This is a genomic window from Streptomyces sp. NPDC002787, assembly GCF_053592095.1.
On record NZ_JBSFVC010000012.1, the window covers coordinates 234,048 to 260,893 of the forward strand.

Here is a 26,846-nt window from a genome sequence, read left to right on the forward strand (position 1 = left end):
TGTTCGAGTGGTCGAGTACCGCATCGACCGGCGCAGCGGTGTCGCCACCTATGTGCAGATCGTCCAGCAGACCAAACAGGCCCTGCGGCTGGGCCTGTTGGAACCCGGCGACAAGCTCCCCACGGCCCGAGAGGTCGTGGAAGCCACCGCGATCAACCCGAACACGGTGCTGAAGGCCTACCGCGAGCTGGAGCGCGAAGGCCTGGTCGAGGCCCGCCGCGGCCTCGGCACGTTCGTACGGAAGTCACTGGGCACCACACCGGTCGACTCGCCGCTGCGGGCCGAACTGGACGCGTGGACCGTGAAGGCCCGGGACACCGGGCTCGAACGGGACGACGTGGAGGCGCTGTTCACCTCCGTACTGGAAGAACACTTCAAGAAGGATCAGGGGGACGAGGCATGACGAGGACCGCGATGGAGGCGGCCGCGCTCGGCAAGAGGTTCGGGTGGCGGCGAGGGGGCTGGGCGCTGCGTGACTGCACGCTGCGGCTTCCGGTGGGGCGGGTGTGCGCGGTCGTCGGACCGAACGGCGCCGGCAAGTCGACACTGCTGGCCCACGCGGCCGGCCTGCTCGGCCCCACCGAGGGCGGCATCAGCGTGCTGGGGACGACACCGGCGGCGGCCCGCGAGCGCATCGCGTACGTCGCCCAGGACAAGCCCCTCTATCCGCAGCTGACCGTCGCGGAGACCCTGCGGCTGGGCCGCGAGCTCAACCCCCGGCGGTGGGACACGGCCGCCGCCGAGCGGGTCGTGGACGAGGGAGGTCTCGACCGGGGCGCCAAGATCCGCTCCCTCTCCGGCGGCCAGCGCACCCGGGTCGCGCTCGCCCTGGCCCTCGGCAAGCGGCCCGAACTGCTGCTCCTGGACGAGCCGATGGCCGACCTCGACCCGCTCGCCCGCCACCAGCTGATGGGCGCCCTGCTCGCGGACTCCGCCGAGCGCGGCACCACGGTTGTCATGTCCTCGCACGTGGTGGCCGAACTCGAGGGTTCCTGCGACCACCTGTTCCTGCTGGGCGCCGGGCGCGTGCGCCTCGCGGGTCCGCTGGAAGACATCCTCGCCGCCCACACCCTGGTCACCGGCCCGGTCGCCGACCTCGCCCCGCACACCGTGGTCGAGTCCCGGACGAAAGGGCGTCAACTCACCGCGCTGATCCGCCCGCAGGGCCCGGTCGGGCCCGCCTGGCAGACCGCCGAGCCGACCCTGGAGGAGCTGGTCCTCGCCCATCTGAGGGCGCCCGAGGCCCCGGCTCTCACCATCGACGACGAGGGCGGGCACGACACGGACCACGGCGACGACGCCGACGACACCAACGGGGCCGAGGCGCGGGGGGCAGCCGTATGAGCACCATGACGACGGAGACCGTCGGGACCACCCGCTCCGGGAACCCGGCCCCGGCCCTGACCCCGGCCCGGGGGCTGATCCGGGCCGTGCTCCGCCTGCACCAGTCGGCCCTGTGGTTCTGGGGGCTGTTCGTGGGGCTGGCCGCCGGTGGGCTCCTGTGGGCCGCCGGACCGGGCGTGGGCGCGGCCTGGGCCGAGTACCGGGCCGGCGACTGCGCCCAGGCCGACTACTGCGAGGTCGGCCCCGCCTACAACCTGTACGACCTGGCCGTCACCTTCGGCACCGTCGTCCTCGCCGTCGCCCCGGTCCTGATCGGCGCCTGGGCCGGTGGCGCTCTGATCGCCCGCGAGCTGGAGAGCGGCACCGCCCGACTGGCCTGGACCCAGTCCGTCACCCCGACCCGCTGGCTCGCCGCCAAGCTCGCCGTGCCGGCCGCCCTGATCGCCTCGGGCACCGTCCTGCTGACCCTGCTGCACCGCCTGCTGTGGTGGTCGGACGAGGAACTGCGGCACGCGCTCGGCAACCGCGACTGGTTCCAGTCCGAGACCTTCGCGGCCAACGGCACCGTCGCCACGGCCTACGCCCTGTTCGGTCTGGCCTTCGGCGCCGTCGCCGGCCTGCTGCTGCGCCGCTCCCTGCCCGCGCTCGCCGCCGGTCTGCTAGGCACGGCCGCCCTCGCGGTGACACTCCAGTCGAACCGTCACCGGCTGTGGCCCACCGAGACCCTCGTCTCCAAGACCGCGGACCGGGACTGGACCGGCGAGCTGGTCGACCGCGGCTTCATCACCAGCACGGGCGAGCGCGTCTCGGACGTGGCGTGCACGGACGACAGCTGCGGCCGGACCGACGCCGTCACCTTCTACGCCGACTTCCACCCCTCCTCCCACTTCTGGCCCCTCCAGCTCGTCGAGACCGGCATCGTCCTCGCCGCCACCGCCCTGCTCGTCCTGGCCGTCTTCCGCGTGCTCCGCCGCCGTGCGGGAGGGACCGGATGACCGCCACGACCGCTCAATCGGGTCACGACACCCGTCCTGGCCTCCGCTGGACCGTGCTGCGGGTGCACCGCCCGGCGTTGCTGGTGTGGAGCGCGTACGTCCTGGCCGTCTCCGGGTGGCTGCTCTGGCTGAGGATCGTCACTCTGTCCGAGATCGACCGGGAGGTGGCCTCGTGCGGCGACAGCGACCCGTGCATCGACGTCACGGCGGCGATGACGTACAGCTCGGGCATGAGCATGATCGGCACGCTCGTCTCCTACCTCTGCTACGGCGTGGCCGCCTGGGCCGGTGCCTCCCTGACCGGCCGTGAGCTGGAGCGGGGCACGGCACAGCTGGCCTGGACCCAGTCGGTCACCCCCACGAGGTGGCTGGCCGCCAAGCTGGCCGTTCCCGCCGTCGCGCTGGTCCTCGGCACCACCGTGCTGGTCCTGCTCTACCGCTGGGCCTGGGCGGCGGACCGGGGCATGGTGGGCGAGGAGTGGTTCAACCCCGACCCGATGGTGAACCGGGGCCCGCTGCTCGTGGCGTACGCGCTGTGCGCGCTGGCCGTCGGCGCCTTGGCGGGCCTCGCCCTGAAGCGTGCGCTGCCGGCGCTCGCCGTGGCCCTCGGCTTCATTGGCTGGTTCCACGTGTACCTCGACCGGCACACCGACAAGCTGTGGCCGGCCACCACGCTCACGGACACCGCCGCGAGCACGGTGCCGAACAACACCGATCAGCTCGACCTCGGTGCGATCACCGAGTCGGGCTCCCGGGTCGCAGACCTGAGCTGCTTCGTCGGCGAGAGCACGGACGCCGTCCGCGCGTGCATGGCCACACACGAGTTCACCGGCCTGTACGCCGAGGTGCACCCGCCCTCCCACTTCTGGCCCCTGCACCTCATGGCCACCGGCGTCGTCCTCGCCGTCACCGTCCTCGCCACCGTCGCGGCCTTCTGGCTGCTGCGCCGCCACACACCCACTGACGGCCGCCCCACACCAACCCACTGACGGCCACCCCCTAGACCGGCACGCCCTTCCCACGGGGGGAGGGGCGTGCCAAGGGCGTACGGGGAGAGAACGGTGTGCGCCGGGGCCTCGCGCATGCCGTCGCGGAACCGGCGGTCCTCCCTGCGCTATCCCGCACGTAAGGTCTTTGTAACCGGTGATTCAGACGACCTTGCGACGCTTCCGCAATGAACCCCGTCGTGCCCGAGCCCTCGCCTCCCCCACGCAACGGCCCAAGCAACGGGAAGGGTGCGGGGAGCGACCTCCAGGAGACCGCGGTCGTCACCCCCGACCTGACCGCGGACGTCGTCGCGCGCATCGACGCGGACATCGCCCACAACGACGCCGCGAACGCCTCCTCGCACGTCCCCGCGCTCCCCCCGGCCCTGTCCGACGCGCCTGTGATGCTCGCGGCGCGGAAGAATGGTGCCATGAGCCAGTCCAACACCCAGGCAGCCCAGGTCCAGCACGCGCAGCCGTCCGTCGGCTCCATAGCCGCCCACCGCCCGCACACCGTGTCGGCGGTCGTCTCCGATCTCGAACCCGACATGGACGCCGACCTCGACGCCTACGAGGAGGCCCCGTACGACGGCGAGCAACTGCCGCAGGGCCGTTTCCTGGACCGGGAGCGCAGCTGGCTCGCGTTCAACGAGCGCGTCCTGGAGCTCGCCGAGGACCCGAACACGCCCCTGCTCGAACGGGCCAAGTTCCTGGCGATCTTCGCCAGCAACCTGGACGAGTTCTTCATGGTCCGGGTGGCCGGTCTGAAGCGCCGTATCGCCACCGGCGTCGCCACGAAGTCCGCCTCCGGGCTCCAGCCCCGCGAGGTGCTGGAGATGATCTGGGCCCGCTCCCGCGAGCTGATGGCCCGGCACGCCGCCAACTTCCACGAGGACATCGCCCCCGCGCTGGCCGAAGAGGGCATCCACGTGGTCCGCTGGAGCGAGCTGACGGAGAAGGAGCAGGCCCGCCTCTTCACGCTCTTCCGGCACCAGATCTTCCCGGTCCTCACGCCGCTGGCCGTCGACCCGGCCCACCCCTTCCCGTACATCTCGGGGCTCTCCCTCAACCTCGCGGTCGTCGTGCGCAACCCGGTCTCCGGCCACCGCCACTTCGCCCGCGTCAAGGTCCCGCCGCTCCTCTCCCGCTTCCTGGAGGCCTCACCCAACCGGTACGTGCCGATCGAGGACGTCATAGCGGCGCACCTGGAGGAGCTGTTCCCGGGCATGGAGGTCCTGGAGCACCACGCCTTCCGCCTCACCCGCAACGAGGACCTGGAGGTCGAGGAGGACGACGCCGAGAACCTGCTCCAGGCCCTGGAGAAGGAGCTCATGCGGCGCCGCTTCGGGCCGCCGGTGCGCCTGGAGGTCGAGGAGTCCATCGACCGGTACGTCCTGGACCTGCTGGTACGGGAGCTGAAGATCTCCGAGGCCGAGGTGTACCCGCTGCCGGGTCCCCTGGACCTCACCGGTCTCTTCGGCATCGGCGCCCTGGACCGGCCCGAGCTGAAGTACCCGAAGTTCATCGCGGGCACCCACCGCGACCTGGCGGAGGTCGAGTCGTCCTCGCCGCCCGACGTCTTCGCCGCCCTGCGCGAGCGCGACGTCCTGCTGCACCACCCGTACGACTCCTTCTCCACCTCCGTGCAGGCGTTCCTGGAGCAGGCGGCCGGCGACCCGGACGTCCTCGCCATCAAGCAGACCCTGTACCGGACCTCGGGCGACTCCCCGATCGTCGACGCGCTGATCGACGCCGCCGAGTCCGGCAAGCAGGTCCTCGTGCTGGTCGAGATCAAGGCCCGCTTCGACGAGCAGGCCAACATCAAGTGGGCCCGCAAGCTGGAGGAGGCGGGCTGCCACGTCGTCTACGGCCTGGTCGGCCTGAAGACCCACTGCAAGCTCTCCCTGGTGGTCCGCCAGGAGGGCGACACCCTCCGCCGCTACAGCCACGTGGGCACGGGCAACTACCACCCGAAGACGGCCCGTCTCTACGAGGACCTGGGCCTGCTGACGGCGGACCCGCAGGTCGGCGCGGACCTCTCCGACCTGTTCAACCGGCTCTCCGGCTACTCCCGCCGCGAGACCTACCGCCGCCTGCTCGTCGCCCCGAAGTCCCTGCGCGACGGCCTGATCGCCCGGATCAACAAGGAGGTCCAGCACCACCGTGCCGGACGTCCCGCGTACGTCCGCATCAAGGTCAACTCGATGGTGGACGAGGCCCTGATCGACGCCTGCTACCGGGCCTCGCAGGCCGGGGTGCCGGTCGACATCTGGGTACGCGGCATCTGCGCGGTACGACCCGGCGTCCCCGGCCTCTCGGACAACATCCGGGTCCGTTCCGTCCTCGGCCGCTTCCTGGAGCACTCCCGCGTCTTCGGCTTCGGCAACGGCGGCGAGCCCGAGGTCTGGTTCGGCAGCGCCGACATGATGCACCGCAACCTCGACCGCCGGATCGAGGCCCTGGTACGGGTCACCGACCCGGCCCACCGGGCGGCGCTCAACCGCCTCCTGGAGACCGGTATGTCCGACACGACCTCCTCCTGGCACCTCGGCCCCGACGGCGAGTGGACCCGGCACTCGTACGACGCGGACGGCCAGCCCCTGCGCAACGTCCAGGAGATGCTCATTGACGCCCGGAGGCGCCGGCGTGGCACAGCGACACCTTGACCCCACGAACCCCACGGCCGTACCCGCCGATGCCCTCGCCGGCTATCTGCGGGCCCAGGCCACGGAGTTCCTCCGCGCGCTGCGCACCCACCGCGAAACCGGTGGGGGCGCGGCGTCCGGAGCCGAGGAGTCCACCGAGGCGGCCCTCGCCCTGCGCCGCTCGGCCCGCCGCATCAGCGGCACCCTGCACACCTTCCGGCCGCTCCTGGACGCCGACTGGTCGGAGTCCCTCCGCCCCGAACTGGCCTGGCTCTCCGGCACGTTGGGCCGCGAGCACGCGTACGCGGCCCGCCTGGACCGCCTGGTGACGGCCCTGAACCGCCTGTCGGGGGCCACCGGGTTCCCTGCCCAGGCAGGTGTGGCTGCGGGCAGTCGGGCCGCCGGGGCGGCACGGGTGGGCGATGGAGGTCCCCCCGCTCGCGTGAAGCCGAGAGCGGGGGAGGCACCGGCCACCGCCGCCCCGCGCTCCCAGCCGGCCCCCGAGCGCGGCAACCTCACCGTGGGCGCCGCCAAGGCCGGCGCCCTCCTGGACCGCCAACTCACCCTCGCCCGCACCCGAGCCCACTCCGCGGCCCTCCAGGCCCTCGGCTCGTCCCGCTTCCACGCGGTCGCGGACAGCGTCGCCGTCCTGGCCAGCGAGGTCCCCCTCACCCCCACCGCCCCCACCACGGACCTGCGCCCCCTGGCCGCCGCCGCCCACGACCGCCTCTGCGACGCGATCACCGGCCTCCCGCTCCACACCGCCGGCCACCCCTACAACGCCGAGGCCCTCATCCACGGCCTCTCCCCCGAGACCGCCCCCCACCCCCAGGACGCCTCCTGGCACCAGGTCCGCCTCCTGCTCCGCCTCCACCGCTACGCCCTGGAGGTCCTCCACCCCGAGGCCGTCCCCGTCGACGTACGCCTGCTCGCGGCCGGCGAGGCCCTCAACCGCCACCGCGACGCCTCCGAGGCGGCCTCCGCGGCGGCCGCCGCCGCCCGCACCCCCCGTATCGCCCCGGCGACGGCCTACGCCCTCGGCGTCCTCCACGCCGACCAGCGCCACGAAGTGGAGGCATCCCGCTTCGCGTTCCAGCAGTCCTGGCAGAAGGAGACGGTGAGTACGTCTTGACCGGGAGCACCGACACCGTCGTCCACGCGGCGGGCTGCGTCCTGTGGCGCCGTTCCCCCGAGGGCGGTGGCCTGGAGTTCTGCCTGGTCCACCGGCCGAAGTACGACGACTGGTCCCACCCCAAGGGGAAGCTGAAGCGCGGCGAGGAACCCCTCGCCGGCGCGTTGCGCGAGGTCGAGGAGGAGACCGGCTACCGCTGTGCGCCCGGCCCTCGGCTGTCCATGACCCACTACTTCGTCAACGGCCGTGCCAAACAGGTGAGTTACTGGGCGGCCGAGGCGACGGACGGTCGGTTCACGGCCAACCACGAGGTCGACCGGGTCAGCTGGCTGGACCCGGCCGCCGCCCGCGACCGCCTCACCCAGCCCCACGACCGTGAGCTGATCGACGAGTTCCTGGCGACCCTCCGTCACGCGTGAGGCGCACGCGCGAGCCGTCACGCGTGAGGCGCACGCGCGAGCCGCGTTCATGACCCGCGCGCGGCCCGCTCTCCCGGACCGTCACGCCCCGCCCGCCGCGTGCCCCTCCGCGTCCGTCCGGGCCAGACTCCGCGCCCGTCTGGCCGGCCCACGCCACCCACAACTGCATCTCGCCACGCAGAACCGCCCCTGCTCGACGGTGGTCGTACGGTGCTGCTGCGGGGGAACCGGCTCGTCCTGGTGCGCCACACCCACAACGTTACCCAGGGCAAGCACCGCAACCATGATCGCCTCCGCCTCGGCCGCTTCCCCCAAGGTGAGAAGCCCCTTGGCGTGACAACCCTCCCCACCCGTCGTTATCCGAACCAGCAGGACGAACCGGTACGGACCCGGCCAGGGGGTTGGCAGGCGATGGTGACGCGGCGGCACAGCAGGACGGGCGCGGTGCTCGTCGCGGCGGGACTCATCGTCGGCGCGGCCGGTGTCACCGGCTGCGCGGTCCCCGACACCGACGGCGGCGCCCTCCCCTCCGACCCGGTCGACCTCCTGCACCGCGCCGCTCCCGCCCTCGTCCGCGCGGGCAGCTCCAAGGCCCGCACGGAGATGGAGATGGCCACCGGCGGCACCCGCGTCACCATCCACGGCGAGGGCGTCTACGACTACGGCAGACAGCTCGGCAGGCTGAAGGTGCTGCTGCCGCACGACCCCGTCGGCACCGAGGAGCACCGCCCGATCACCGAACTCCTCGCCCCCGGCGCCCTGTTCATGAAGAACCGCGGCGCGGGCGTCCCCGCCGACAAGTGGGTCCGCGTCGACACCGGCACCCTCTCCGACGGCAATCTGGTCACCGGCGGCGCCACCGACCCCTTCGCCGCCGCCGAGGTCCTGCGCGGGACCCGTACGGCGACGTACGTCGGGGAGGCGGAGGTCGACGGCACCCGGGTCCGGCACTTCCGCGGCACCGCCGACCTGACCACGGCCTCCCGCGCGGCCTCCGAGGGCAACCGGGCCCCGCTGCGCGCCGCCGCCAAGGGCTTCGCCACGGCCCGGGTCCCCTTCGACGCCTACCTCGACGACGAGGGCCGCATCCGCAAGGTCCGCCACCGCTTCAGCTTCGTCAACGGCGCACAACAGGGCACGGTCGCCGTCGCCTCGACGACCCTGCTGTACGACTTCGGCGTCCCCGTCTCCGTACGGCTGCCGAGGCCGGAGGACATCTACGCCGGGAAGATCGCGGAGGAGTAACCCCGAGGACCCGAGGAGGAGGGCGGAGGACGGGGCCGGAAATGGTCCGTTGGTGCCATGCGCCGGCTGTGGGCCGCTGCCTACCCTAGGAGTCGGTGACGGCAGAGACGAGGTGATGCGCGTGGCTCCGGCAGGCGGTACGGCGGTTCAGGACCACGTGGCCCTCGCCGAGATCGAGCTCTGCGGCGACCTCATCATCGCGGCCTCCACCACCGACGGCGACCGTCTCAGCCGCGACCGCATCGACGAGGTCCTGCGCGTCTGGGAAGAACGCGCCCACGACGAGGGCGGAACGCCCCGGTAGGGGGCGAGCGCGTCGGCAGCGGGCGACCGCGCCGGGAGCCGTACTCGGCGGCCGTACCGGTGGAACGTCCGGTGGCCGAAAAACGACCCCCGGCAGTACGGCCCTCCAAGCCCCCGCACCCTCAGGTCCGCAGCAGCCGGCCGATCGCCTTCGTGGCCTCCTCCACCTTCGCGTCGATCTCGGCGCCGCCCTTGAGGGCCGCGTCGGCGACGCAGTGCCGCAGATGTTCCTCCAGGAGCTGCAGCGCGAAGGACTGCAGGGCCTTGGTGGAGGCGGAGACCTGGGTGAGTATGTCGATGCAGTAGACGTCCTCGTCGACCATCCGCTGTAGCCCACGGATCTGACCCTCGATGCGCCGCAGGCGCTTCAGGTGTTCGTCCTTCTGCTTGTGGTACCCGTGGATTCCACGGTCGTGGTCGGTCACGACTGCCGGCTCCACGCCGTCTACGGCGGAGGGCGTTTCAGCGCCGGCCCCTGTGGTCGTCATCGCAGCCTCCAGACATATACCCCTACCGGGTATATCGTAACGGACTCTGGCGGGTATACGCCCTGCGGGCGGCCCCCCTGCCGGTAAAACTGCCCGATGGGCGACACTGGGGGACGGCCCATTAGCCGTGGCCGGATGATGCGCCTAGCATCAGCCTGACCGAAACCAATGCATACCGAGGACCCCACGTGCGCTTCCGTCTGACCCCCAGGGAGACGAGCTTCTATGACATGTTCGCCGCATCCGCGGACAACATCGTCACGGGCTCGAAACTCCTCATGGAACTGCTCGGGGCGGACACCGCCGGCCGGGCCGAGATCGCAGAGCGTATGCGGGCCGCTGAACACGCCGGTGACGACGCCACACACGCGATCTTCCACCAGCTGAACTCCTCGTTCATCACGCCCTTCGACCGCGAGGACATCTACAACCTCGCGTCCTCCCTCGACGACATCATGGACTTCATGGAGGAGGCCGTCGACCTGGTCGTCCTCTACAACGTGGAGGAACTGCCCAAGGGCGTCGAGCAGCAGATCGAGGTGCTGGCACGCGCCGCCGAGCTGACCGCCGAGGCGATGCCCAACCTCCGCACGATGGACAACCTCACCGAGTACTGGATCGAGGTCAACCGACTGGAGAACCAGGCGGACCAGATCCACCGCAAGCTCCTGGCCCACCTCTTCAACGGCAAGTACGACGCCATAGAGGTCCTCAAGCTCAAGCAGATCGTGGATGTGCTGGAGGAGGCGGCGGACGCCTTCGAGCACGTGGCGAACACGGTGGAGACCATCGCCGTCAAGGAGTCCTGAACTCTTCATGGACACCTTCGCTCTGGTCGTGACCATCGGGGTCGCGCTCTTCTTCACGTACACCAACGGCTTCCACGACTCGGCGAACGCGATCGCGACGTCGGTCTCGACGCGCGCCCTGACGCCACGCGCCGCCCTCGCCATGGCCGCTGTCATGAACCTTGTCGGCGCCTTCCTCGGCAGCGGCGTCGCCAAGACGGTCAGCGAGGGCCTGATCTCCACGCCCGAGGGCTCCAAGGGGATGGGCATCCTCTTCGCGGCCCTGGTCGGCGCGATCACCTGGAACCTGGTCACCTGGTACTTCGGTCTCCCCTCGTCCTCCTCCCACGCGCTGTTCGGCGGCATGGTGGGCGCGGCGCTCGCGGGCGGTACGACGGTCTACTGGTCCGGTGTGCTGGAGAAGATCGTCATCCCGATGTTCGTGTCACCGCTGGTCGGCCTGGTCGTCGGCTATCTGGTGATGGCCGGGATCATGTGGATCTTCCGCCGAGCCAACCCGCACAAGGCCAAGCGCGGTTTCCGTATAGCGCAGACGGTGTCGGCGGCGGGCATGGCCCTCGGCCACGGTCTCCAGGACGCCCAGAAGACGATGGGCATCGTGGTGATGGCCCTGGTCATCGCGGACGTCGAGGACTACGGCGACCCGATTCCGATCTGGGTGAAGATCGTCTGCGCGGTGATGCTGTCCCTCGGTACGTACGCGGGCGGCTGGCGCATCATGCGCACCCTGGGCCGGAAGATCATCGAGCTCGATCCGCCGCAGGGTTTCGCCGCCGAGACGACCGGCGCGTCGATCATGTTCATCACGGCCTTCATCTTCAAGGCCCCCATCTCCACGACCCACATCATCACCTCGGCGATCATGGGCGTCGGCGCGACCAAGCGCGTCAACGCCGTCCGCTGGGGCGTGGCCAAGAACATCGTCCTCGGCTGGTTCATCACGATGCCGGCCGCGGCCCTCGTCGCCGCGACGAGCTTCTGGATCGTGAACCTGGCGTTCCTGTAGCCACCGGCGCCCTCGGCCCACCCCCTCACTCGCCCCGAGGGCGGGCCGCCCCCGGCACGGGCCTGACGACGGTCAGTCCGGCAGCCGGGACGTGTCGGCCGACGCCTCGGCGTGACCCGTCGTCCCCAGCCGGGGCGCCCCTCCGGTGCGCGTACCGGACGGGGCGTACGACCAGGTGCGGGCCGCGAAGGCCAGCAGGCCGGCCGTCGAGGCGGTGACGCACCAGGCGAGGCCGAGCAGCAGATGGGTGAGGGGGAGGTCGGCGGTGAAGCCGGTCGCGGTGGCGACCTGGACCGGGCCGTAGGTGGGCAGGGCCCACAGGCCGGGCTGGTCGGCGACCGGGTTGGTGATCGGGTTCTGCAGCCCCATGTCGACGAGGCTGGCCATGACGACGGTGAACATGCCCTCCAACTCGTTGCGGACCAGCGCGCCCAGGAGGATGCCGAGCCCGCCGTAGACGAGCCCTGCGGTGAACATCGCCACCGCCACGCCCCAGAACCGCTCGACCGGCCAGGCCAGCCACTGCACGAGCGCCGCGTACAGCGCGAGCAGACCGGACACGATGCACAGGCCGACGACCCGGGCCACGATGAGGGAGGTGCGCGGGAAGCCGGCCAGCACCAGGCGCCGGTCGAACGCGCCGGTCTTGAACGACGCCATGAACAGGGTGAGCCCGACGATCATGGTGACGGCGTGCAGGGCGCCCGAGAGCTGGTTCACATGGTCGGCGGTGACCCTCACCTCACGGGACAGCGAGTTGAGCCGGAACCCGATCTCCCCGGGGTGGGCGACGGCGTGGAACATCCGGTTCTGGAACGGCAGGAACCCCACCGCCAGGATGATCGCCAGCCGGTTGCGGGCATGCCCGACGAGCTCGAACCACAGCGCCGTACGGAACGTCTCCCAGCACCGCCTCACGCCGCCGTCCCCCCGCCGGCCGACTGCCGGACCACGCCCTCGACGAGGTGGCCGATCGTGTCGAAGCGGTCCCGGTCGTGGGCGATGTGCGAGACAACGAGGACGGACCGGCCGGCCGCCCGCAGCTCCGCCGTGAGCTGCCAGAACCGCTGGTACGTCTCCCAGTCGAAGCCCTGGTAGGGCTCGTCGAGGACCAGGATCGGCGGGTCGTGCATGAGGGCCAGGGTGAGGTTGAGCTTCTGTTTGGTGCCGCCGCTCAGCGTGCCCACGCGCTGCTCCCGGCACCGCTCGAAGGAGAGGACCTCCAGCAGCCGGTGGGCCGTCCGCAGGTCGTCGAGGCGGTAGGCGATCTGGAAGAACCGCAGATGCTGGTCGACGGTGAGCTGGTCGTTGACCACCGCGTGCTGCGGGCAGTACCCGAGCGGCCCGGCCCGCTCCACGGTCCCCGCGTCGGCCGTCAGCTCGCCGACCAGGACCCGTAACAGCGTGGTCTTCCCGGTGCCGTTCTCCCCCACGACCCCGACCACGGACCCGGTCGGCACCTCCAGCGAGGCGCCGCGCAGCACCTTGGCCCGTCCGTACGCCTTGTGGACACCGCTGGCCCGCAGACTCACCGTCCGCTCCACGTGCTTCCCCTCCTCGGCGGCTGCCCTCCCTCGGCGGGCTTCCGCCCCGCCAACGAGCGGACCCCGCGCAGGTCACGCGCCTGCCGGGGGCGTGTCGGCGCGGGCGGCCGGGTGCAGCCGGAAGACGCGCGACGGCCGCCCGGCGCGGGCCGCGTAGTCGTCGTACACCGGCAGGACGGTGAGGATCCGCTGCCGTTCCGCAGCGGCGTCGGCGGCGGACAGCAGCCGGGCGGTGACCGCCTGCCGGTGCCCCCGCCAGGTCACCACGGCGTCCGGCCGGTGCAGCAGGTTGGTGCTCCAGGCCGGGTGCTCGGGCCGCCCGAAGTTGGAGGCGACGACCAGCCAGTCGCCGTTGCCGTACCGGTAGGCGCACAGCGGTGTGGTGCGCGGGCAGCCGCTGCGGTGCCCGGTGGTGGTGAGCAGCACGGTCGGCAGGAACAGCCGACTGGGCAGCCACCGGCCGCCGGTGAGCCGGTGCACCGCCCGGTCGCACGCGGGCAGCAGACGAGGGGCCAGCCGCAGGAACAGCCGGGTACGGCCCGCACGGACGACGAGCGGGTGGATCGGCCGGGGCTCATGGTCGCGCATGGCCTCCCTCACGTTTCGGGCCAGTGGGCGAAGGCCCGTTCGGCGAGCGCGGTGATGGTCAGCGACGGGTTCAGGCCCAGGTTGGCCGGAATCACCGAGGCGTCGGCGACGTACAGCGTGGGGTAGCCGTGGACGCGGTGGTCAGGGCCGGCGACCGAGGCCCGTTCGTCGGTGCCCAGGGGGCAGCCGCCCATGAGGTGCGCGGTGAAGGGCACCCCCAGCAGCCGGTTCAGCCACCAGCCGTACGCCGCCCCGCCGATCCGCTCGGCGTACCGCCGGGCCACCTCCTCGGCGACGGGCAGCCGCACCGGCTCGGCCGCGCCGGTGCCCCGGGTGAAGCTCATCCGGCCCCACCGGTACCGGCTGACCAGCGTCGACTCGCGCCGCTCCATGGCGACCATGAGCGCGGTCCGCCGCCCGAACCGCCCCGCCGACACCGCCCCGTCCCCCTGCCGCACCAGCGCCTTGGCCGGCTTCCCGGGCCGGTCGTCGTCCTCCGCGCGGTGCCGGGGCAGCGGCAGGAGCATCGCCGCCATGGGATCCGCACCGGGTCCGACCCGGCAGAGCTGGACGAGGGTCGTGTCGTCGGGCCGCAGTTCGGCGCCGACCGAGACGCCCGGGCCTACGTCGAAGCCGGGGGCGGACGCGGCGAGGATGACCTCGCGGTTGGTGCAGGTACGGCTGCCGAGCGCCGGGGACAGATACGGCAGGCTTCCGCCGGCCCGGCAGCGGTGCAGCAGCCGGACGGTGCCCCAGGCACCGGCGGCCAGGACGACCCGGTCGGCGGTCAGCACCGCGCGCTCCCGGTACGGCACCGGCCCGGACCGTACGGTGTGCACCTCCCAGCGGTCGCCCGGCAGCGAGCGGAGATCGGTGACCGTGGTCAGCGGGCGGATCTCGACGCCGAGCCGCTCGGCGAGGTGGAGGTAGTTGGTGGTGAGGGTGTTCTTGGCGCCCACCCGGCAGCCGAGGACACAGCGCGCGCAGCCCGTACAGCCGGCGCGGTCCGGGCCCAGTCCGCCGAAGTAGGGGTCGGGGACGCGTGCGCCGGGCTCCCCGAAGTGCACGCCGACCCGGGTCGTGCGGAAGGTGTCGCCCGCCCCGAGGTCCCGCGCCACCCGCCGCAGTACGGTCTCCCCCGCGTGCGGCCGGTCCGGCAGCGGGACATGGGCGGTGCCCAGCATGCGTGCGGCGGTGTCGTAGAAGGGGGCGAGTTCACGGGCCCAGTCGACCGCCGGGTCCCAGCCCTCGGCGGCGAACACCGAGTCGTCGGGCCGGTGGTGGACGTTGCCGTAGGCCAGGGAGCCGCCGCCGACACCGGCTCCCGCCAGCGTCAGCACATGCCGCCGGGGATGACAGCGCACGATGCCGTACATCCCGAGCCGCGGCGCCCACAGCATGCGCCGCAGGTCCCACGGCGAGGCGGCGAAGTCCTCCTCGGCGTACCGCTTGCCCGCCTCGACGACGGTCACCCGGTAGCCCTTCTCCGCCAGCCGGAGCGCCGCCACGCTCCCGCCGAACCCGGACCCGACCACGACCACACGCACCATGCCGGGCACAACGCGGCGCGGGCCCCCGGGTCACGTGCGCCGAACGGCGACGGGCCCGCCCCCGGGAGCCGGGGGCGGGCCCTTTATCTACCTCGCGGCGGCACCGCCATGCAGCACCGCGAGGGGTTTCGGGAGGTCGGCCTAGCCGAAGCGGCCGGAGATGTAGTCCTCCGTGGCCTGGACGGACGGGTTGGAGAAGATCCGCTCCGTGTCGTCTATCTCGATGAGCTTGCCGGGCTGCCCGACGGCGGCGAGGTTGAAGAACGCCGTACGGTCGGAGACACGCGCCGCCTGCTGCATGTTGTGCGTCACGATGACGATCGTGAAGCGCTCCTTCAGCTCACCGATGAGGTCCTCGATGGCGAGCGTCGAGATCGGGTCGAGCGCGGAGCACGGCTCGTCCATCAGCAGCACCTTCGGCTCGACCGCGATGGCGCGGGCGATGCACAGACGCTGCTGCTGACCGCCGGAGAGGCCGGAACCGGGCTTGCTGAGGCGGTCCTTGACCTCGTTCCAGAGGTTCGCGCCCTTGAGGGACTTCTCGACGATGTCGTCCAGCTCGGACTTCTTCTTGGTGCCGACCAGCTTCAGGCCGGCCGCCACGTTGTCGTAGATCGACATCGTGGGGAACGGGTTCGGGCGCTGGAAGACCATGCCGACCTCACGCCGCACCGACACCGGGTCGACCCCGGTGCCGTACAGGTCCTCGTCGTCGAGCATGACCTTGCCCTCGACCCGGCCGCCCGGCGTCACCTCGTGCATCCGGTTCAGGGTGCGCAGGAACGTGGACTTGCCGCAGCCGGAGGGGCCGATGAAGGCCGTCACGGTCCGGGGCTCGACGGTCATCGAGATGTCCTCGATGGCCCGGAAGGAGCCGTAATAGGCGTTGAGGCCGCTGACGTCGATTCGCTTGGCCATGGAAATCACTGCTTCTTTCGCGAGGAATTCGCGGGGAATTCGGGGGATCTGGTCGCTGTTATGGCCGCGTCAGCGACCGGACTTCGGCGCCTTCCAGCGGGCGATGCCGCGGGCCGCCAGGTTCAGGATCATGATGAAGGCGATCAGCGTCAGTGACGCCGCCCAGGCACGGTCGTACGCCGCACCGGAGCCGCCGCTCTGCTGGAACTGCAGATAGATGTACATCGGCAGCGAGGCCTGCGGGTCCGAGAAGGGGTTCGCGTTGATGAAGTTCGAACCCCACACCAGCAGCAGGACGGGAGCGGTCTCACCGGCGATACGGGCGACAGCGAGCATCACACCTGTCGTGATACCACCGATCGCGGTCGGCAGCACCACCTTGAGGATGGTGCGCCACTTCGGCACGCCGAGGGCCAGCGAGGCCTCGCGCAGCTCGTTCGGGACGAGCTTGAGCATCTCCTCGGTGGAGCGGACGACGACCGGCAGCATCAGGATGGTCAGCGCCATCGCGCCGGCGAAGCCGGAGGGGCCCATCTTCAGGATCAGGATCCAGGTACTGAGGATGAACAGACCCGCGACGATCGACGGGATGCCCGTCATGACGTCGACGAAGAAGGTGACGGCCTTGGCGAGCTTGCCGCGGCCGTACTCGACCAGGTAGATCGCGGTCAGCACACCGATCGGCACGGAGATCAGGGCGGCGAGGCCGACCTGCTCCAGGGTGCCGAGGATGGCGTGGTAGATGCCGCCGCCGGGCTCGGAGGTGGAGACCACGCCCATCGAGTGGCTGAGGAAGTAGCCGTCGAGGACCTTCACACCGCGCTTGACGGTCTCGTAGACGAGGGAGGCCAGCGGGATCACGGCGAGCAGGAACGCGACCCAGACGAGGCTGGTGGCGACCCGGTCCCTGGCCTGCCGCTTGCCCTCGACGCGCGCGGCGATGGCGTACGAGCCGAGGACGAAGAGGACTCCGGCGATCAGGGCCCACTGGATGGAGCTCTCGAGGCCGGCCGCGGCGCTGATGCCGAGGCCGAGGGCGACGGAGCCGGCGGCGACCGCCCAGGCGAACCACTTGGGCAGGGACGCGGCGCGCAGCGTGCTCGGGCCCTTCGGGGAGAGAGTTGCGTTGCTCATCCGTTGGCCCCCGAGAACTCCTTGCGGCGGGCGATGATCATCCGGGCCGCGCCATTGACCAGCAGGGTGATGACGAACAGGACCAGACCGGAGGCGATGAGGGCGTCCTGGCCCATCACGGTCGCCTCACTGAACTTGCTGGCGATGTTCTGGGCGAAGGTACCGCCGCCCGGGTCGAGCAGGCTGAGGTTGATCTCGAAGCTGGAGGACAGGACCATCGCCACGGCCATCGTCTCGCCGAGCGCGCGGCCGAGGCCGAGCATCGAGGCGGAGATGACACCGGAGCGCCCGAAGGGCAGGACGGCCATGCGGATGACTTCCCAGCGGGTGGCGCCGAGGGCCAGGGCGGCCTCCTCGTGCATCTGCGGGACCTGCCGGAAGACCTCGCGGCTCACGTTGGTGATGATCGGCAGGATCATGATCGCGAGCAGGATGCCGACGGTGAGCATCGAGCGGGGGGCGCCGCCCTCCCACGAGAGGATGCCGGTCCAGCCGAGGTAGTCGTTCAGCCAGCCGTAGAGGCCGTCGAGCTGCGGTACGAGGACCAGGGCGCCCCAGAGGCCGTACACGATGGACGGCACGGCGGCGAGCAGGTCGATCACGTACGCGATGGGGCCGCCCAGCCTGCGCGGGGCGTAGTGCGTGATGAAGAGGGCGATACCGACCGCGACCGGGACCGCGATGGCCATCGCGATGATCGACGAGACGATGGTGCCGAAGGCCAGGACCGCGATGCCGAAGACCGGCGGGTTCCCGGTGGGGTTCCACTCGAAGGTGGTGAAGAAGTTGCCCTCGTCCTTGCTGATCGCGAGCACGGCCCGGTAGCTCAGGAAGACGGCGATGGCCGCCATGAGCGCGAGCAGGAAGATGCCGGACCCGCGCGAAAGGCCGAGGAAGATCCGGTCGCCGGGGCGGGTGGCCGCGCGGGCGACGCGCTTCTGCTCGGCGTCGGAAGGCTGTGGGGTGGGGGGAGCGGGCGTGTCTTTTGTCGTGGATATATCCATCAGGTTCTCCGGTCTGCGGAGCCGTCGTCGTGCGGGCGTCGGCTCGGGGCGGAGCCGCACCCGGTGGGGGGAGGCTCCTGGCGGCGGTGCACCGGACGGTGCGGCCCGGTCCCGGTGGGGACCGGACCGCACTCAGGTCAGCTCAGTTCCGAGATGGTCGTACGGACCTTGGTGATGATCTCCTCGGGCATCGGCGCGTAGCCGGCCTCGGAGAGCAGCGCCTGGCCGTCCTCGGACGCGATGTAGGTGAGGAAGGACTTGGTGGCGGGGAGGGTCTCCGCCTTGTTGCCCTTGTCACAGACGATCTCGTAGGTGACGAGGGTGATCGGGTAGGCGCCCTCGGCGGTGGGCTCGTAGTTGAGCTTCAGCGCGAGGTCCTTGCCGGTGCCCACGACCTGGGCCTCGGCGATGGCCTTGGTGGCGTTGTCGACGGTCGCCTCGACCGGCTCGGCGGCACCGGTCTTGATGTCGACCGTGCTGATGCCGTCCTTGGCGTAGGAGAGCTCCATGTAGGAGATCGCGCCCTTGGTCTCCTTCACGCCCTGGGCGACACCGGAGGAGCCCTGCGCGGACTGGCCGCCCTCGGCCTGCCAGGCCTTGCCGCCCTCGTACTTCCAGTTGTCGCCGGCCGCGGCGATCAGGTACTTGGTGAAGTTGTCCGTGGTGCCGGACTCGTCCGAGCGGTGGAAGGCCTGGATCTTGAGGTCGGGCAGCTGGGCGTCGGGGTTGAGCGCCGCGATGGCCTTGTCGTTCCAGTTGGTGATCTTGCTGTCGAAGATCAGGGCGAGGGTCTTGGCGTCCAGGATCAGGTTGTCGACACCCGGGACGTTGTAACCGACGGCGATCGGACCGCCGACCATCGGCAGGTCGATGCCCTGACCGCCGGAGCAGACCTCCTTGGAGGCTGTGACCTCTTCGGGCTTCAGCGCCGAGTCGGAGCCCGCGAAGGCGACCTGGCCCTGGGTGAACGCGGTGATACCGGCGCCCGAACCGCTGCCCTTGTAGTTGATCACGACGTCCTTGCAGGCGGCCGAGTACTGCTTCACCCAGGCGTCGATCGCGTTCTTCTGCGCGGAGGAGCCGTCGGCCAGCAGCTGGCCCTTGGCGTCGCCGCAGTCGATCTTGCTGGCGGACGCCGTGCTGTCGCCCGAGCCACCCGTGCCGCCAGTGGTGTCGTCGGACCCGCACGCCGTGAGGGTCAGGGCGCCGGTGACGGCGACAGCACCGAGAGAAAGGGCGCGCAGCCGGTTCTTGCGCTGAAGCTTCACTTTCGGGAGTTCCTTCCAGGAGCCGCCGTCCACATGGCGGCGTGCGAAGTCGTCGTATCAGCCTCGGGACCCGTTCCGCTGATGCCTTCGGTCCCTCAGACTGCTGTCGTCACGGGCTGCATGGCCGCATTTCGGTCCGCACCCCGCACCGGGTAAGGCCGAAATTAGGCAGATCAGGTGAAGCCGCCGATGGACGGAAGTGAACGGCGGGTGAACCCCTGCCGAAAGTGCGGTGAGGTAACGGAACGCTTACGGGGAGGACACGTGTGCATCCCGACGCCCCCTCCTCGGCCTCGACGACGAACGACCGCGTAACTCTAAGCATCCATTCGGCTACACAGAGCGTCGATCCCCTGCTCAACCCCCGAAAGGGGGGCGCGGGGAACCGCGCGGCAAGCCGCAACAAGCCGCACGCACCGGCACATCCGCCCGCTTCCACCCCACCGAGGACCTGGGGGCGGCCACCCCCGAAAAGCGCGCCCAAACGGAACCCGCCCCTCCCCAGCCCCGTCTCGTTCCACGACCCCAGTAGCCGCGCCCCCAGGAGGCACCTATGGAACGGCGTACCTTCATCGGCGGCGGCGCGGCCGCCCTGGCCACCCTGACGGCCACCGCCTGCAAGGGCACCGGCCCCGATCCCACCAGCGCCACCGACACCTCCCTCCGCACCACGGCGACCGGTACGGGCACGGGTGGCGGTGGCGGTGGCGGTGCCGGTGGCGGTGGCGGTGCCGGTGCCGGTGGCGCCTCCAAAGCCACCGCCGGCAACTGGTCCGCCCTCGCCCGAGACCTCGACGGACCCCTCATCCGGCCCGGCGACAAGGCCTGGTCCACGGCCCGCCGGCTCTACAACACCCGCTTCGACACCCTCAAGCCCACCGCGGTCGCCTACGTGGCCCACCCCGACGACATCCGCACGACGCTCGCCTATGCCAGGGCCCACGACATCAAGGTCTCGATCCGCAACGGCGGCCACTCCTACGCGGGCTGGTCCTCCGGCAACGGCCGCCTCGTCATCGACGTCTCGAAGCTGAACAAGGTCCGAGCCTCCGGCGGCGAGGCGGTGATCGGCGCCGGCGCGAAGCTCATCGACGTCTACCGGTCCCTGGCCGCGAAGGGCGTGACCATCCCCGCCGGCTCCTGCCCGACCGTGGGCGTCTCCGGCCTGACCCTGGGCGGCGGCCACGGCGTCACGTCCCGCGCCTACGGCCTGACCTGCGACAGTCTCACCCAGGCCACCCTGATCACGGCGGACGGCAAACAGCTGATCGCGAACGCCACCACCAACAAGGACCTTTTCTGGGCCCTACGAGGCGCCGGCAACGGCAACTTCGGCGTGGTCACCGAACTCCGCTTCGCGACCCACCCGGCCGCCCCGGGCGTCACCGCGTACCTCACCTGGCCGTGGTCCAGGGCCGCCGCCGTACTGAAGGCCTGGCAGGAGTGGGGCCCGAACCAGCCCGACGAGATCTGGTCGTCCTGCCACATACAGAACGGAGGCACCCCCTCCGTCTCCGTCGCCGCCTTCTCCCTCGGCACGTACGGCGACCTCGAGAACGCCCTCGACCGCCTGGCCGACCGCGTCGGCACCCCGGCCCGCAGCGTCTCCCTCAAGCGCCGCTTGTACGTGGACGCCATGGAGGGCTACGCCGGCTGCTCCTCCTTCTCGACCGACGCCAAGTGCCACCTGCCCGGCTCGACCCCGGGGCGCTCCCCGGAGGGCGCGCTGGGCCGCGAGACGTACGCCGCGCGCTCGGACTTCTTCGACCGGTCGATCTCCTCGGCGGGCATCCAGACCCTGCTGACCCAGATCACGGGCGTCAAGGGCGGAGCCGGCTCCATCCAGCTCACGGCCCTGGGCGGCCGGGTGAACCGCGTCTCCCCCACCGCGACGGCCTTCGTCCACCGCCGCTCCCGCATGCTCGCCCAGTACCTGGCCTCCTGGAAGTCCGGCACCTCCGGCACGGCGGCCCAGTCCTGGCTGAACACGGCCCACAAGTCCATGACCCGCCACGCCTCAGGCGCCGCCTACCAGAACTACGCCGACCCCACCCTCACCAACTGGAAGAAGGCGTACTACGGCGACGCGGCCCCACGCCTGACGACCCTGAAGAAGAAGTACGACCCGAAGAGGTTCTTCACGTTCCCACAGGCGCTGTAGGCGGTGGCTGAAGCTGTAGCGGGCTCTCTGAAGAGGGCCGCAGGCCCCTTCAGGGGCGCGGGGAACTGCGCGAACAACCCCCACGAACCCGCACCCGCCGAACAACCGAACCCCCCGTGCTACTAGGCGCCCAAGGGGGTCGAAGGGGCACAGCCCCTGGAGGACGGGACGGGTAGGGGCGGCGGGGGCGAACTCCCCGGGCGAACCCTCAGGCCGCCAGATCCCGCTCCTCCGCGGACGCCGACTCGACCCGCGCCCCCGGAATCACCGCACGCCCCCCATCCCGCCCCCGAGCCCGCACAACCCACCCCACCCGAGGCGACCGCTCAACCGCCTTCATCAGCGGCGTGAGCAGAGCCATCGCCAGCGGCGACAGCAGCAACGCCACAGCGGTCCCCAACGCGAACCCACCGATCACATCCGTCGGGTAGTGCACGCCCATGTACACCCGGATGAACCCCCCGAGCAGCGCGACGACCAGCCCCACCACCCCGAACTTCCGACTGGCGACGAACAGCCCGACCCCCATCGCCATGATCAGAGTCGCGTGGTCACTCACGAACGAGTAGTCGGTCTTGCCGGAGACCAGCACCTCCAGCCCCTCATGATCGAGAAAGGGCCGGGGCCGCTCGACGAACCCACGTATCGGCACATTGATCAGCACCGCGATCCCGGCGGCCAACGGCGCCCACACCAGCGCGGCCACGGACGACGCGGCATCCTCCCCGCCCCGCTTGCGCACCCCCAGCCAGCACCACAGGATCAGCAGCACCATCACGAAGAGCAGCCCGTACTCACCGACGAACTCCATCACCCGGTCGAGCCAGGACGGCGCGTCCTTGGCCAGACCATTGATGTCGTAGAGCAGCTCGACGTCGGGGTTGGATCCGGATTCAGCGGCGATTGCGGCATGCGCGGCGAGTCCAGCCATCGTGCTGCGGCCCTTTCGTCATCGTTCCCGCGACCGCACCCGTACGTGCGCCGCGCTCTGCCACCCCCGTGGTGTACGTAGTGCTTCCGCGTAAGCGTCAACGCGCTACGTCAAATAGGAACGCACACTCTTCTTCAATGCGTTCCACCCTCCACTGAATGATCACCCAGACGTTATCGAAGAGAGACACATCTCCGCAGCTCAGGGCAGGGGTTCACGGAGAATTAGCGAGCCCTCAGACGGTCGTGGGCAACGCTTTCGCGCCATCTTCGGTGACCCGGGTCGCCCCGAAGTAGTCGGGGGTGTCAATCGGGTCGAAACGGATGACGGCACCCGTGCGCGGAGCGTCGATCATGTATCCGCCTCCCACATAAATCCCGACGTGCCGTATGGCGCGGGAGTTGGTGAGGTCGTCGGAGAAGAACACCAGGTCCCCCGGCAGCAGCTCGTCCCGCGAGGGGTGCGGCCCGGCGTTGTACTGATCGTTCGCGACACGCGGCAACGTGATCCCCACGCTCTCGTACGCCGCCTGCGTCAGCCCTGAGCAGTCGAAGCGTCCGCCCTGCTCAGCGGTACCGGTACCGCCCCACAGATACAGCGTCCCGAGCTTCTTCTGCGCGTACGCGATGGCCCCGGCGGCCTGCTCGCTCGGATCGACCCGGGCCGTCGGCGCGGCGAAACTCTCCGACAGCGTCTTGATCGTCTTCACATAGTTCTGGGTCTCCTTGTACGGCGGGACACCGCCGTACTTGATGACGGCGTACGCCCCCGCGTTGTAGGAAGCGAGCATGTTCGCCGTCGGATCGCCGGGTACGTCCTTCACGTACTTCGCGAGCGAGCAGTCGTACGAGGCGGCCGATGGAATCGCGTCATTCGGGTCCCAGACGTCACGGTCGCCGTCGCCGTCCCCGTCGAGCCCGTGCGTGGCCCACGTCCCCGGAATGAATTGCGCTATCCCCTGCGCGGCGGCATGGCTCTGCGCCTTCGGATTGAACCCGCTCTCCTGATACAGCTGCGCGGCCAGCAACGCCGGGTTGATGGCGTCGCAGAGATTGCCCCATTTCTGCACGAGCGCCTGATAAGCGGCGGGTACGGCTCCCTTGGCCAGCCCGACCGACTTCCCGCCGATCCCGCCCGCGAGATTCCCGGCGACCAGGTACACGCCCACGACCAGCACCATCACAAAGGCGAGCCCGGCGCTGCCGGCAGCGATCACCACGATCCACGCCTTACGCACCGTCAACCGCCCCTCACCGCACGCCAGTCCGCCGACGGCAAGTGTAGAGCCGCCCCTCTCCCATAGGAATGATCACCGACACCCCCACGGTCAACCCCCCTGGGGATTACGGTGGCCGAGGACGCGCGAGGCGCCGGTCCCGACCTCGACACGGACCGCCCGACCGCTCGGCATCAGACAGAACCAGAGGAGGAGGCACCCCGTGTCCGACATCCCCCCGGACCTCGACTGGATCCGAGCCGCCCCGGAGGACGCGACGGGCCCCGGCCCCTGGATCGAACTCGCCTTCGGAGCGGGCGACGGCGAGGACGACCCCGAGGCCCCCGTCTACATCCGCGAGACAAGCGCCCCGGACAACGTCGTGACGACGAACCGCCGGAAGTGGGACGCCTTCGTACTGGGCGTACAGGCCGGGGAGTTCGACCACTTCGTGGAGGACGTGGAGGACTTCGAGCCCACGGCGAGGCAGCCGGAGGCCTAGGGAACCGTCCCGGACGGGTGGTGCCCGGCGGTGTTCCGGGCCCGCAGGGACGACGAAGCCGCGCCCTCGGGATACTCCCATTCCACCCGGGGCCCCTGTCCCCAACAGGCGCTCCACCGCGGCCGGGGCGGGGCGTGTGGCCGAGGGCGGTGCTCCAGAAGGCGGAGGTGGTCACCAACCTCCGTGGACAGAACACCTAGGGCGCACGCAAGGCCCGTACGCGGGACAGTGCCAGCCTCCGCCGCACCCGGTCGACCTCGGTCACCACGACCGTGATCTCCTCCCCCACTCGGACGACCCCGTCCGGCGTCTCCACGGGCTCGGCCGTGAGCTCGCTCAGGTGGACGAGCCCCTCGATCCCGTCGGCCACTTCGACGAAGACCCCGAAGGGAATCACCTTCGTGACCCGCCCGCGCAGACGCAGCCCCACGTCGACCCGGTCGGCGAACTCCTGAAAGGGGTCCGGCTCCATCGCCCGCAACGACAGCCGGGCCTCCCCGTTCCACGTGTCGAACTGCAGGAACTCGCAGGCGACCCGCTGCCCGACGCGCACGACGTCCGAGACCGCCTCGATGTGCCGCCAGGACAGCTCGGGAACGGTGATGAACCCGACGCCCGGAAAGACCGGATGCCCCGGCCCGTCGTCCAGCGCCACGAACACCCCGAAGCTCTCGATCGACGCGACCGTCCCCGAAAGCACCTCACCGAGCCGGAGCCCCTTCAGGAACGCCCAGAGTTCCGGTTGCTCGGTGGCGGCCAGTGACAGGCAGACCCGCCCCTCGTGCGGCTCGACGGCCGTCACCTCGGCGGTGACCCGCCGCCCGGCCTCCACGGCCTCGGCCGCCCGGCGCCCCCACGGCATGTCCAACGACGTGATCGCCCCCAGCGGACGTGCGGGAAACCCGTCCAGCACCACCGTCGCCCCGCGCGAGCGCGTCACCTCCGCGACGACCCCGCCGCAGACGTCACCGACACGTATCCCCGCCAGGAAAGCCAGCGCGGCGGCGTCCTGCTCACTCACCCTTTTCGGTTCCCGGTTCCGCCGCCGCGTCGGCCCCGGTTTCCGCCCCGGTGTACGCCGCGATCGTCCGATCGGCGGCCGCCCGCGCGGCCCCCGGCTCGTCCCCGTCCGCGACGGCGGCCTCGTACCACGCTTCCCCGCTGAGCGTCACGAACCGCTTCCCCTCCGCCGTCCCCATCCAGGCCATGCCCTCCTGGGTATCGACGGCGGCGCCGGTGGTGAGGTGGAGGGTGAGCCCGATGAGCCCCGAGTCCCACCCGATCCCGACCGCGCCGGGCCCGAACTCGGCCCATCGTTCGTCGTCGACATGCGCGATGTGGTCGAGCTCGAACCGCGTGCGCCCCTCGCCCTCGGCGGTGATCCGCACCTCGATCCAGCTCACCTCGCCCCCGTACTCCCAGGTCGCGGTGAAGCCCTTGGGCGGATCACACCGCTCGACCGTCCCGCCGGCGTTGCCCTCCAGCTGATACCGCCCACCGAGCCGAAGCTCCCCGGAGACCGGCAGGAACCAGCGCGGAATCCGCTCCGGGTTCGTACAGGCGTCCCAGACGTCCTCGACCGTGGAGTCGTACGCCTGACTCACGGTCACCACCCGCGCCTCCCCCGCCTTGAACTCCCGGGTCCCGACCCGCCGCCGTACGGCATTGATCTGATGGTCCACGTCGATCACGGTGCTGCTCCTGTCGCTAGGGGTGTCACCACGGATGTCGTCAGGGTTGCCGCTCGTCCCCGGCCCCACGAGGCCGTTCCTCCCCGGCCTCGCGAAGCCTCCGCTCCCGCTTGCCCCGGGCCAACTCCGTACCCAGGGCGTCCAGGCGCGGGGCCCAGAAACGGCGGAAGCGGTCCAGCCAGGCGTCGATGTCCCGCAACGGCTCCGAGTTCACCGCGTACAGCCGCCGGGCCCCCTCGGGCCGTACCGTCGCGAAGCCGTTCTCCCGCAGCACCTTCAGATGCTGCGAGACCCCCGGCTGCGATATCCCGAACTCACCCCGGATGACCTCCGAGACCTCCCCGGCGGTCATCTCCCCGTCGACGAGCAACTCGAGAATCCGCCGCCGCACGGGATCCCCGAGCACATCGAACGCGTGCATGGCACCCAACCTATCACCACGTACTTATATAAGCGACTGCTGAAACAATGGGGCTACTCGCCCCACGGCTGCGGGATCACCTCGTCCTCGGGAAGCTCCCGCTCGGCGCACGGGGTCACTCGGCGCACAGTGGCGTCCCGTGCGACGAGCACATCGGGGACCAGAGCCTCGTAGAAGCGAAGGTAACCGATGACACCGACGGTGCTGGTCCGTTCGCCGAGCCACCGCACCAGCCACCGCAGGGCGGAGAAATCGTCCGGATGCACCTCCTGCCGAACCGTCAGCGCCCAACCCCGCTCGTCCCGGTCCAACTCGCCGACGAGTACACCTCCGATGCGCCAGGCCGGCCCCCGCTCGGCCATCAGCGGATACTCTCCCTGCCCCGGCTCCTCTCCCTTCACCTGACCCAAGTGCCAACGCAGCAGGGCGAAATCGGCGGGCGGAAGGGACTCCGGGAGCCCGAGCGCGAGTTGGAGTTCGTAGACGTCGGCCATGCGCACATCCTGCACGGGCCCGTCCGGGCCGAAGGGCGCGAGCCGGTCGCGC

29 protein-coding genes are annotated in these 26,846 nt (G+C 70.8%); 13 read left to right on the forward strand and 16 right to left on the reverse strand.

Features of this window, described 5'->3' with window-relative positions; all coding sequences use genetic code 11:
- Window positions 1–7 precede the first annotated feature (7 nt).
- The 7 genes from ACWD26_RS18905 to ACWD26_RS18935 all read left to right on the forward strand — a co-directional run bounded on the left by ACWD26_RS18905 (window position 8) and on the right by ACWD26_RS18935 (window position 7,521).
- A complete protein-coding gene (locus ACWD26_RS18905) occupies window positions 8–403 on the forward strand; it encodes a GntR family transcriptional regulator (RefSeq protein WP_391011123.1) in 396 nt (131 codons plus the stop codon).
- Window positions 400–1,344: an ABC transporter ATP-binding protein gene (locus ACWD26_RS18910; RefSeq protein ID WP_451271386.1), complete on the forward strand. Its 945-nt coding sequence runs from the start codon at window positions 400–402 to the stop codon at window positions 1,342–1,344. Before ACWD26_RS18905 ends, ACWD26_RS18910 begins: the two co-directional genes overlap by 4 nt.
- Entirely contained in the window at window positions 1,341–2,339 is a 999-nt protein-coding gene (locus ACWD26_RS18915) for an ABC transporter permease (protein WP_451271388.1), read from the forward strand. Before ACWD26_RS18910 ends, ACWD26_RS18915 begins: the two co-directional genes overlap by 4 nt.
- On the forward strand, window positions 2,336–3,328 hold the full coding sequence (locus ACWD26_RS18920; RefSeq protein WP_451271390.1) for an ABC transporter permease: 993 nt from the start codon (window positions 2,336–2,338) through the stop codon (window positions 3,326–3,328). The genes ACWD26_RS18915 and ACWD26_RS18920 overlap by 4 nt, the downstream gene beginning before the upstream one ends.
- A 428-nt stretch (window positions 3,329–3,756) precedes the next feature.
- On the forward strand, window positions 3,757–5,991 hold the full coding sequence (locus tag ACWD26_RS18925) for an RNA degradosome polyphosphate kinase (RefSeq protein WP_451271484.1): 2,235 nt from the start codon (window positions 3,757–3,759) through the stop codon (window positions 5,989–5,991).
- Window positions 5,972–7,102 (forward strand): CHAD domain-containing protein, encoded by a 1,131-nt coding sequence (locus ACWD26_RS18930; RefSeq protein ID WP_451271392.1) that lies wholly within the window; start codon window positions 5,972–5,974, stop codon window positions 7,100–7,102. Before ACWD26_RS18925 ends, ACWD26_RS18930 begins: the two co-directional genes overlap by 20 nt.
- Window positions 7,099–7,521, forward strand: coding sequence for an NUDIX hydrolase (locus ACWD26_RS18935; protein WP_451271394.1), 423 nt, complete (start codon window positions 7,099–7,101; stop codon window positions 7,519–7,521). Before ACWD26_RS18930 ends, ACWD26_RS18935 begins: the two co-directional genes overlap by 4 nt.
- An 81-nt stretch (window positions 7,522–7,602) precedes the next feature.
- On the opposite strand, the gene ACWD26_RS18940 is transcribed toward ACWD26_RS18935, so the two are convergent.
- A complete protein-coding gene (locus ACWD26_RS18940; RefSeq protein ID WP_451271396.1) occupies window positions 7,603–7,806 on the reverse strand; it encodes a hypothetical protein in 204 nt (67 codons plus the stop codon).
- A 126-nt stretch (window positions 7,807–7,932) separates the two neighbouring features.
- Here ACWD26_RS18940 and ACWD26_RS18945 point away from each other — a divergent pair, with 126 nt between their 5' ends.
- Complete coding sequence (locus ACWD26_RS18945) at window positions 7,933–8,766, forward strand: hypothetical protein (RefSeq protein WP_451271486.1); 834 nt, start codon at window positions 7,933–7,935, stop codon at window positions 8,764–8,766.
- Between the two features lie 115 nt (window positions 8,767–8,881).
- Complete coding sequence (locus ACWD26_RS18950; protein WP_451271398.1) at window positions 8,882–9,070, forward strand: hypothetical protein; 189 nt, start codon at window positions 8,882–8,884, stop codon at window positions 9,068–9,070.
- Window positions 9,071–9,191: 121 nt separating this feature from the next.
- Here the strand turns inward: ACWD26_RS18950 and ACWD26_RS18955 are convergent, their stop codons facing one another.
- Window positions 9,192–9,557 (reverse strand): metal-sensitive transcriptional regulator, encoded by a 366-nt coding sequence (locus tag ACWD26_RS18955; protein ID WP_451271400.1) that lies wholly within the window; start codon window positions 9,555–9,557, stop codon window positions 9,192–9,194.
- 188 nt (window positions 9,558–9,745) lie between these two features.
- On the opposite strand from ACWD26_RS18955, the gene ACWD26_RS18960 reads away from it, so the two are divergent.
- Window positions 9,746–10,366, forward strand: coding sequence for a DUF47 domain-containing protein (locus tag ACWD26_RS18960; RefSeq protein WP_383844445.1), 621 nt, complete (start codon window positions 9,746–9,748; stop codon window positions 10,364–10,366).
- A gap of 7 nt (window positions 10,367–10,373) precedes the next feature.
- Window positions 10,374–11,372, forward strand: a complete 999-nt coding sequence (locus ACWD26_RS18965) for an anion permease (RefSeq protein ID WP_451271402.1) — start codon at window positions 10,374–10,376, stop codon at window positions 11,370–11,372.
- 72 nt (window positions 11,373–11,444) lie between these two features.
- On the opposite strand, the gene ACWD26_RS18970 is transcribed toward ACWD26_RS18965, so the two are convergent.
- The 8 genes from ACWD26_RS18970 to pstS form a co-directional block, all read right to left on the reverse strand.
- A complete protein-coding gene (locus ACWD26_RS18970) occupies window positions 11,445–12,290 on the reverse strand; it encodes an ABC transporter permease (protein ID WP_451271404.1) in 846 nt (281 codons plus the stop codon).
- Complete coding sequence (locus tag ACWD26_RS18975) at window positions 12,287–12,916, reverse strand: ATP-binding cassette domain-containing protein (RefSeq protein ID WP_451271406.1); 630 nt, start codon at window positions 12,914–12,916, stop codon at window positions 12,287–12,289. Before ACWD26_RS18975 ends, ACWD26_RS18970 begins: the two co-directional genes overlap by 4 nt.
- 72 nt (window positions 12,917–12,988) lie before the next feature.
- On the reverse strand, window positions 12,989–13,504 hold the full coding sequence (locus tag ACWD26_RS18980; protein WP_451271408.1) for a nitroreductase family deazaflavin-dependent oxidoreductase: 516 nt from the start codon (window positions 13,502–13,504) through the stop codon (window positions 12,989–12,991).
- 8 nt (window positions 13,505–13,512) lie between these two features.
- Window positions 13,513–15,054 carry an FAD-dependent oxidoreductase gene (locus ACWD26_RS18985; RefSeq protein WP_451271410.1) on the reverse strand — a complete coding sequence of 514 codons (1,542 nt, stop codon included), beginning with the start codon at window positions 15,052–15,054 and terminating at the stop codon, window positions 13,513–13,515.
- A 141-nt stretch (window positions 15,055–15,195) separates the two neighbouring features.
- Window positions 15,196–15,972 (reverse strand): phosphate ABC transporter ATP-binding protein PstB, encoded by a 777-nt coding sequence (pstB, locus tag ACWD26_RS18990; protein WP_451271412.1) that lies wholly within the window; start codon window positions 15,970–15,972, stop codon window positions 15,196–15,198.
- Between the two features lie 69 nt (window positions 15,973–16,041).
- Window positions 16,042–17,106 carry a phosphate ABC transporter permease PstA gene (pstA, locus tag ACWD26_RS18995; RefSeq protein WP_451271414.1) on the reverse strand — a complete coding sequence of 355 codons (1,065 nt, stop codon included), beginning with the start codon at window positions 17,104–17,106 and terminating at the stop codon, window positions 16,042–16,044.
- On the reverse strand, window positions 17,103–18,110 hold the full coding sequence (pstC, locus tag ACWD26_RS19000; RefSeq protein ID WP_451271415.1) for a phosphate ABC transporter permease subunit PstC: 1,008 nt from the start codon (window positions 18,108–18,110) through the stop codon (window positions 17,103–17,105). The genes pstA and pstC overlap by 4 nt, the downstream gene beginning before the upstream one ends.
- A 137-nt stretch (window positions 18,111–18,247) precedes the next feature.
- Window positions 18,248–19,378, reverse strand: a complete 1,131-nt coding sequence (gene pstS, locus ACWD26_RS19005; protein WP_451271417.1) for a phosphate ABC transporter substrate-binding protein PstS — start codon at window positions 19,376–19,378, stop codon at window positions 18,248–18,250.
- A 553-nt stretch (window positions 19,379–19,931) separates the two neighbouring features.
- Here pstS and ACWD26_RS19010 point away from each other — a divergent pair.
- Window positions 19,932–21,539 carry an FAD-binding oxidoreductase gene (locus ACWD26_RS19010; RefSeq protein WP_451271419.1) on the forward strand — a complete coding sequence of 536 codons (1,608 nt, stop codon included), beginning with the start codon at window positions 19,932–19,934 and terminating at the stop codon, window positions 21,537–21,539.
- A gap of 208 nt (window positions 21,540–21,747) precedes the next feature.
- On the opposite strand, the gene ACWD26_RS19015 is transcribed toward ACWD26_RS19010, so the two are convergent.
- Both ACWD26_RS19015 and ACWD26_RS19020 read right to left on the reverse strand, forming a co-directional pair.
- Window positions 21,748–22,470: a phosphatase PAP2 family protein gene (locus ACWD26_RS19015; protein ID WP_451271421.1), complete on the reverse strand. Its 723-nt coding sequence runs from the start codon at window positions 22,468–22,470 to the stop codon at window positions 21,748–21,750.
- Window positions 22,471–22,705: 235 nt separating this feature from the next.
- The gene (locus ACWD26_RS19020; RefSeq protein ID WP_451271423.1) at window positions 22,706–23,713 is read right to left on the reverse strand and encodes a C40 family peptidase; all 1,008 of its coding nucleotides are present in this window, start codon (window positions 23,711–23,713) and stop codon (window positions 22,706–22,708) included.
- 196 nt (window positions 23,714–23,909) lie between these two features.
- Between ACWD26_RS19020 and ACWD26_RS19025 the strand changes: the two genes are divergently transcribed.
- Window positions 23,910–24,188: a DUF397 domain-containing protein gene (locus ACWD26_RS19025; RefSeq protein WP_451271425.1), complete on the forward strand. Its 279-nt coding sequence runs from the start codon at window positions 23,910–23,912 to the stop codon at window positions 24,186–24,188.
- A 196-nt stretch (window positions 24,189–24,384) separates the two neighbouring features.
- On the opposite strand, the gene ACWD26_RS19030 is transcribed toward ACWD26_RS19025, so the two are convergent.
- Genes ACWD26_RS19030 through ACWD26_RS19045 form a run of 4 tightly spaced genes read right to left on the reverse strand, consistent with a single transcriptional unit; the run spans window position 24,385 to window position 26,794 of the window.
- A complete protein-coding gene (locus ACWD26_RS19030) occupies window positions 24,385–25,209 on the reverse strand; it encodes a S1 RNA-binding domain-containing protein (RefSeq protein ID WP_451271427.1) in 825 nt (274 codons plus the stop codon).
- A complete protein-coding gene (locus tag ACWD26_RS19035; RefSeq protein ID WP_451271429.1) occupies window positions 25,202–25,879 on the reverse strand; it encodes an SRPBCC family protein in 678 nt (225 codons plus the stop codon). Before ACWD26_RS19035 ends, ACWD26_RS19030 begins: the two co-directional genes overlap by 8 nt.
- Before the next feature lie 40 nt (window positions 25,880–25,919).
- Window positions 25,920–26,300 (reverse strand): ArsR/SmtB family transcription factor, encoded by a 381-nt coding sequence (locus ACWD26_RS19040; RefSeq protein ID WP_451271431.1) that lies wholly within the window; start codon window positions 26,298–26,300, stop codon window positions 25,920–25,922.
- Window positions 26,301–26,353: 53 nt separating this feature from the next.
- Window positions 26,354–26,794 (reverse strand): hypothetical protein, encoded by a 441-nt coding sequence (locus tag ACWD26_RS19045; RefSeq protein WP_451271433.1) that lies wholly within the window; start codon window positions 26,792–26,794, stop codon window positions 26,354–26,356.
- Window positions 26,795–26,846 lie beyond the last annotated feature (52 nt).

Bases quoted from the DNA above. Each gene is read 5' to 3' on its own strand.
- ACWD26_RS18910 (WP_451271386.1), top strand. From the start codon at position 400: ATGACGAGGACCGCGATGGAGGCGGCCGCGCTCGGCAAGAGGTTCGGG.
- ACWD26_RS18915 (WP_451271388.1), top strand. From the start codon at position 1,341: ATGAGCACCATGACGACGGAGACCGTCGGGACCACCCGCTCCGGGAAC.
- ACWD26_RS18920 (WP_451271390.1), top strand. From the start codon at position 2,336: ATGACCGCCACGACCGCTCAATCGGGTCACGACACCCGTCCTGGCCTC.
- ACWD26_RS18925 (WP_451271484.1), top strand. From the start codon at position 3,757: ATGAGCCAGTCCAACACCCAGGCAGCCCAGGTCCAGCACGCGCAGCCG.
- ACWD26_RS18940 (WP_451271396.1), bottom strand. From the start codon at position 7,806: ATGGTTGCGGTGCTTGCCCTGGGTAACGTTGTGGGTGTGGCGCACCAG.
- ACWD26_RS18945 (WP_451271486.1), top strand. From the start codon at position 7,933: ATGGTGACGCGGCGGCACAGCAGGACGGGCGCGGTGCTCGTCGCGGCG.
- ACWD26_RS18950 (WP_451271398.1), top strand. From the start codon at position 8,882: ATGCGCGTGGCTCCGGCAGGCGGTACGGCGGTTCAGGACCACGTGGCC.
- ACWD26_RS18955 (WP_451271400.1), bottom strand. From the start codon at position 9,557: ATGACGACCACAGGGGCCGGCGCTGAAACGCCCTCCGCCGTAGACGGC.
- ACWD26_RS18965 (WP_451271402.1), top strand. From the start codon at position 10,374: ATGGACACCTTCGCTCTGGTCGTGACCATCGGGGTCGCGCTCTTCTTC.
- ACWD26_RS18980 (WP_451271408.1), bottom strand. From the start codon at position 13,504: ATGCGCGACCATGAGCCCCGGCCGATCCACCCGCTCGTCGTCCGTGCG.
- ACWD26_RS18985 (WP_451271410.1), bottom strand. From the start codon at position 15,054: ATGGTGCGTGTGGTCGTGGTCGGGTCCGGGTTCGGCGGGAGCGTGGCG.
- pstB (WP_451271412.1), bottom strand. From the start codon at position 15,972: ATGGCCAAGCGAATCGACGTCAGCGGCCTCAACGCCTATTACGGCTCC.
- pstA (WP_451271414.1), bottom strand. From the start codon at position 17,106: ATGAGCAACGCAACTCTCTCCCCGAAGGGCCCGAGCACGCTGCGCGCC.
- pstC (WP_451271415.1), bottom strand. From the start codon at position 18,110: ATGGATATATCCACGACAAAAGACACGCCCGCTCCCCCCACCCCACAG.
- ACWD26_RS19010 (WP_451271419.1), top strand. From the start codon at position 19,932: ATGGAACGGCGTACCTTCATCGGCGGCGGCGCGGCCGCCCTGGCCACC.
- ACWD26_RS19015 (WP_451271421.1), bottom strand. From the start codon at position 22,470: ATGGCTGGACTCGCCGCGCATGCCGCAATCGCCGCTGAATCCGGATCC.
- ACWD26_RS19040 (WP_451271431.1), bottom strand. From the start codon at position 26,300: ATGCACGCGTTCGATGTGCTCGGGGATCCCGTGCGGCGGCGGATTCTC.
- ACWD26_RS19045 (WP_451271433.1), bottom strand. From the start codon at position 26,794: ATGGCCGACGTCTACGAACTCCAACTCGCGCTCGGGCTCCCGGAGTCC.